This window comes from Mycobacterium sp., assembly GCF_035633495.1.
Taxonomy (GTDB): Bacteria; Actinomycetota; Actinomycetes; order Mycobacteriales; family Mycobacteriaceae; genus Mycobacterium.
On sequence record NZ_DASQEU010000031.1, the window covers coordinates 1 to 6,197 of the forward strand.

General features: G+C 66.0%; 3 protein-coding genes. 2 read left to right on the forward strand and 1 reads right to left on the reverse strand.

Features of this window, described 5'->3' with window-relative positions; all coding sequences use genetic code 11:
* The first annotated feature begins 237 nt into the window (after positions 1 to 237).
* Both VET27_RS05490 and VET27_RS05495 read left to right on the forward strand, forming a co-directional pair.
* Positions 238 to 2,637 (forward strand): HNH endonuclease signature motif containing protein, encoded by a 2,400-nt coding sequence (locus tag VET27_RS05490; RefSeq protein ID WP_526515920.1) that lies wholly within the window; start codon positions 238 to 240, stop codon positions 2,635 to 2,637.
* A gap of 286 nt (positions 2,638 to 2,923) precedes the next feature.
* Positions 2,924 to 4,348, forward strand: coding sequence for a DUF2252 domain-containing protein (locus tag VET27_RS05495; RefSeq protein WP_526515922.1), 1,425 nt, complete (start codon positions 2,924 to 2,926; stop codon positions 4,346 to 4,348).
* Between the two features lie 287 nt (positions 4,349 to 4,635).
* Here the strand turns inward: VET27_RS05495 and VET27_RS05500 are convergent, their stop codons facing one another.
* Positions 4,636 to 5,031, reverse strand: coding sequence for an IS66 family transposase (locus VET27_RS05500; protein WP_526515924.1), 396 nt, complete (start codon positions 5,029 to 5,031; stop codon positions 4,636 to 4,638).
* Positions 5,032 to 6,197 lie beyond the last annotated feature (1,166 nt).

The window sequence follows — 6,197 nt, forward strand, 5'->3', positions numbered from 1 at the left end:
GGCCGGCGCACCGGCGACGTGGATCCCATGAGTATCGGATCGCGTTCGCCTTCGTGACCGCCTGCGCTGCACCATCGTCAGTCCCATCACCCGGGCCTAGCGAGCGGCCGACCGGAGCCGGCCCCGCAGGCAGCGCGCCCACCGCAGAGTCTTGCATTACTCCAGTTCTCAGTGCTAGAATCGAACATGTATCTACGACCGCTCGATGATCGCTCGAACGCCTGGGGGTGGGGCTCGGTGAGTGCGAGGGATGACGTTTCCAGCCCGGCCGAGGGAAGCCAGGCTGCGGGTGATCCGCCGCCATTGCGCGCGCATTCGTGGTCGGAGCTCGCCGCCGGAGCCGGCTGTCCCGAGTCGATCAGCGCGGTCGCGCAGGTGGACCCGGGCACTCTGTCCGGCGCGCAACTGGTCGACGCGATCGTGGCTTCGGAGAAGGCGCTGTCCCTCCTGGCGGCCAGGCAGATGGGATTGCTCACCGAGTTCGCCCGCCCGGGACGGGCCGGCGATGTCTCCGAACTGGTCGCCGAACTGATGGACAAGGGCGGTCAGGGCCGACGTCCGGATGGCGAGATCGACCTTGACACCGTGGAAACCCTGGTGCAAGAGCGGGCAGCGTCGCTGGCGGCGGCCGAAGTCGCTGCGGCGTTGCAGATCTCGCCGATCACCGCCGGTTCGCGGGTCCGCAAAGCACAGGATCTCTGCGACGGCTTGCCGGCGACCGTGAATGCGTTGGCAGCCGGTCGGATCGATCGCGGCCGGGCCTGGGTGATCGCCGAACGGACAGCTCCGCTGAGCCCGTCGCTACGCGAAGCCGTCCAAGATCGGATCCTGCCGATCGCCGAAGACCGCTCCGCAGGCAACCTTCGCAGCCTGCTCGACCGGGCGGTGATCGCGGCAGACCCGCACGCTGCGGAGAATCGGGAGCGCAAAGTCAAGAGCGACCGGGAACTGGTATTGCGCTCCTTGCCCGATGGCATGGCTTCCGTCAGGGCCTACGCGCCCGCCGATGCCGCCGTGTCGATCTTCACGCTCGCTGATCTACTCGCTGATCGAACAGGCACCGAGGACGATCGACCCGTGGCGGCGCGACGTGTCGACGCCTGGCACGACATCGCCGAACAACTTCTCACCCACGGATATGTCGACCTCACCGACCTTCTCGATGAGCCCGAATCGGGCGAGGAATCCATTGCTGCTGAACCTATCTCGAATGGTCGAAGTGCCGGCGATGCCGGCTCATTCGAGAACCGTGAAGCCGCAGGTACGTCGAGCATGTCAAATCCTGTTCCCGGCCCTGTGCCGGGCACCAATTCTGCACGCGACCACGGGTCGGATTCCAACCACGACGACAGCGACAGCGGCAACGGCGATACCTCGGCCGCCGCAGGAAGCTCAAAGCCCAGCCAATGCCCCGATGGTGAACGCCGCCCTGATGATGAAGACGTTGCCGTGGGCGGCGCGCCGGCTTCGAATGAAACCGTTGGCGCCCAAGGGATCTCCGCAGATGCTGACTGCGGATCGGCGGCCCGGATGCCCGACGAAGTCCAGATGCCGGCAGCCGGCGCGGCTCCCTCCCCCGCGACATCCCCGGCTCCCTCCCCCGCGACATCCCCGGCGACATCCCCGGCGACATCCCCGGCGAATCGGCGTATCACACCGGACGCAGCCTCCTGGTCGGCAGTTGCAGCGACTCCCTCCGCGGCAGATAGCCTGCCTTGCCCAACCTGCGGTGGGCACCAGCCAGTCAAGTCGCCCGCCATCACAACGGGCAACCGGGAACACCGACGGACGTCACAACGCGCCACCCGGCAGGGACGCCGCCCTCACCTGACCGTCACGCTGTCGGCGTCCACCCTCGCCGGGCTTGACCGCCTCCCCGGCCACCTCGAGGGCTACGGCGCCGTCACCGCGGAATCCGCGCTCATGATCGCCAGGTCCGCTGCCTCGATCACCACCGTGCTGCTCGACGCTGCCACCGGCAGCATCACCGGCACCGGTTCCCGTACCTACCGACCCTCGCAGGCGACTCGGGACATCACCACCACCCTGGCGACCACCTGCCGGTTCCCGTCGTGCCGACAACCGGCGTGGCGCTGCGATCTCGATCATCGCGACCCCTTCGATCACCAGCATCCCGACGACGGCGGGGGCACCGATCCGGCGAATCTGGATCCGCTGTGCCGTGCGCATCATTGGCTCAAACACCACACCGGTTGGTCGAGCACCCGCGGGCCGGGGCACACGCAGGTCTGGACCAGCCCCACCGGCCACCAGTACACCGACGCACCGCGGACCCTCACCCTGCCCGGCGAGCTCCTCGACCCCTCCGAGGCGCCGCCGGTACATCTTCCCGATGACGACCGGAACACCGCCGTGCACGGAGGCGACCACTTCGGGTCCGCCCGGATCGAGGGCGAGGGCCTTCGTGCTGACTGGCGTGAGGCCGAATTCGGTGGACCGTTCCCCGACACCATCGACCTGAAGGTTCTGGTCACCACCGTCCGCGGCCGGGTCGAGCAGGTGCGCGACATCATCACGGCGCCCCGACCCGCGCGTTCCCTCGACGAACACCGTGACCATCTCACCGACGCGTCCGCCGAAGTGCAGCCCGTCGACCCGGACGAACCGCCGTTCTGAACTGCCGGGAACGAAGAACGAAGATTGCTCCCTACGGCGATTGCTCCCTACGGCGATTGGCTGGCAGCACGGGACCGCGATCCGGCCCTGTCGCCGGTGCATCCGGGTTCGCGGTCGCACCCTCCGACCCGCTAGTGTCCGGACCGCGTTCCCGCACGAGAAGGGTCACCCGAATGATCGCAGTCAGTGGTCGGACCGTGATGGACCGCGGGATCGCCGACGGCGGTCCGTCGGCCGCACGCGCGGCAGTGACGAACGGGCGACGAGCCGTATCGAGCCTGATCCAGTGACCGAATCTCAGGCGCCCGCCGGCCACGTCGTCCTCGCGACTGCCGACAGCGATGCGTTCGGCTCGCTGCGCCGCCGGCCGACCGGCCGGGAAGATCGCCACCGGATGGGACGCGAGCTGCGTCAACGGGTGTCACGCTCGTCACTCGGCGACTGGGCAGCGCCGGTCGGTCGGCCCGATCCGGTTCAGCAGATCATGGAGTCGCACGAGGGTCGGCTGGACTGGCTGATCCCGCTCCGCGTCGGCCGGATGACCGCCACCCCGTACGGCTTCCTCCGTGGCACCGCGATCGTCATGGCCGAGGACGTCGCGCACCTTCCGGCCACCGGGATCACGCCGATCATCTGCGGCGATTCCCATCTGGGCAACTTCGGCTTCTACGCCTCGCCGGAGCGGGATCTGGTGATCGACCTCAACGACTTCGACGAGGCCCACCCTGGTGGTTGGGAATGGGACCTGCGCAGGCTGGTCGCCAGCATCTGGGTCGCCGGCCGGCAGAACGGTGCCACCGAGTCCGATTGCGAGGCAGCGGTTCTCGAATGTGTCGCGGCTTATCGCACGGAGGTCCGCGAGCTGTCCGAGCAGCCCCTGCTGGCCCGTTCCTACCAACGGCTGGACGTCGATCGGCTCACCGAGACCACCTCGGATCCATCGCTTCGTGCGGAAATCGAACGGGCGGCCCGGCGTGCTCGGAGCCGCACCAGCGACCGGGCGCTGCCGCGGTTCACCGAGGAACACCAGGGCAGGCGGCGCATTGTCGAGGAACCGCCGTTGATCACCAGGGTCAGCGACGCGGACGCGGACATGCTGGGCACTGCGCTGGACGAATACTTGGGCACATTGGCGCCGCATTGGCGGCGGGCGCTGGGCGGTTACACCCTGGTCGACATCGCGCACAAGGTAGTCGGTGTCGGCAGTGTCGGGCTCCGCGCGTACGTCGCGTTGCTGGAGGGGAGCAGTCCGGACGACGTGGTTTTCCTGCAACTCAAACAAGCCCGCCGATCCGTCCTCGCCAAGTACGTCCACGGCGACTCCGCCTGGCACGCCCACCAGGGCCAGCGGGTCGTCGAGTACCAGCAGGCTCTCCAGACGGTCAGCGATCCCCTGCTGGGCTGGACCAGTGCGGACGGCCGGCAGTACTACGTGCGCCAGTTCCGGAACATGAAGGGCACGGTCGCGCTCGATTCGATCGACGGTTCCGCCCTCACCGACTATGCCGGCATCGTCGGGCACCTGCTGGCCAAGGGCCACGCGAGAACCAGTGGCGCATCGATGATCGCCGGCTACGTCGGCTCGTCGGACAAGCTCGACCGCGCGCTGGCCCGGTTCGCCCGGCTGTACGCCGATCAGACCGAGGCCGACCATGCGACGTTGGTCCGTGCCGTGGACCGCGGGGTGCTGCCGGTCGAACGCGGGACCTGACGGGAATCCGTCCGGCGGTGTCGGGCCGCAGAACGCGGACACGGACAACCCCCGGGCTGCTCCGCTCGGAACGGGTGTTCCGCTCGGGCCGACTGGACGAAGTTCGGCAGCCCGGGGGCCGGATGACTGTCCGGATTTCGCCTGACCGCCGCCCCGACGACCTGGAAGCGAACTTCCGCGGTCATCGTGCTCGGGCGTTATCCAAACCCTGTGTGGGGGCGGATGTTTGGTCCGACGGTGGGGATCGGCGGCCTAGCGGCCAGCCACCTCACGAGTCCTGTACGTCTTCAACGTTGGACCACCTCCTTCCTCGTGTACCAGCGAACGTACGTTGTGCCCGGAACGGTTCGCAATGGTTTTGACCGGCAATCTTCTGTGAGCGAACAGCGTGGAGTGCAGATGCCGACATGGCCGGAAGTTGTCGAGATCGCCCGCAGCCTGCCGGGCGTCGAGGATCGACGTGGTACCGCACCCCTGGGCTGAAGGTGGCCGGCAAGAACAGCAGGGAGAACAGGTGGGTGGATGCGGGAGTGCAGCCAGGCCCGGCGGCCCTCGCTGCGCAGTCCGGTCTCGTCGAGGTTCACCACCGGTGCGGCGATCAGGTGGGCTCTGGCCTGGTCGCAGAATGGGTCGAGATCCTTTGCGGCGCGGGTGGTGGCGGTGGCCACGGTGCCGGTGGCCACGGTGCCGGTGGAGACGGGGTGCCGAACAGTTCGGACAGGGCCACCGCGGTGCGTTTCTTGGACAGGAATTGACCCATGTACAGCAGGTACACGATGACCGCGAGGGCGTTCGGCCCGTACTGCGCGAGTTGGTCCGCAATTGTGCTTCCAGCTGGGCGACCCGTGCCTTCAATGCTCTGTTCTCTGTTTCGAGTTCGATGATCCGCTGCTCGTACGCGGTTCGCATCGCGATTGCATCTCGGATTGCAGGGCGCGGACCATCGCGATAAGTCCGGCGACGGTGAAACGCAATCATTCCACGACGCGCCGAAACAATCACGGAAACAATTGACATGAACATGAATGGCGGATCAGCAGTCCGAAATCCCAGACCAATTGAGTGTGCAGCTGCACAGCATTGTGCCAGAAGGTTGACGTGCAATAGCCATGCGCGTAATATGGATACACAAGGCAGTATAGGAGGTTCACGCACATGAGCCCAAATCTGAAGGATGCTCTCGATAACGCTGATGGAAGGTTTAATCGGCCGCCGGTCGGTAACATATATGTCAGGTATGTCGAATATGCTGCGGTTGAAGGGTTCCCTCACGTCGAGGCCGTAGCTCGCTGGATAGCTGCGAAGGAGGGTATTGACTTCACGGAGTACGCAGACGCGTTGCGACATGAGGCTTACCTGGCGGGTCAAAAAGCGAAGGACGAGACGAGAACCGCTGAATATCATGCAGTGCGAAATGCGGGATACCAGTTGGCAACTGAGGCGCGGTTGGTTGTCGGGCAGCGCTATGACGTGCTAATCGACAAAGATACCGCATTTGGGAGGCGCCGTACTCAGCTCGTTTGTGAGTGTGAGGCCGGTGCTGGCGGCGACTTATTCTTAAGACCAAGACACGCCAGAATGAGGCGACTTAAAGTTGGAACGGTCAATGAAATGTGGGTACGTGATGCCTAGCGTCTTTACCAACGCACGTTCAGGGGGCAGCCTATGAAGAAGCGTCGGAGCCGCCGGGGATCTGAGTCCAACAACCCGCATCTCGCGTCGCATGACCGGGCACGCGTTGGGCTGAAACATGTTTCACACAACAGGCCGCGCGCCCGAGATCATCCGGGATCTGGTCGCGTGGCCTGATCTCGGGGATGGGCTTTGGACGCTCGATCCGGTAACCCTC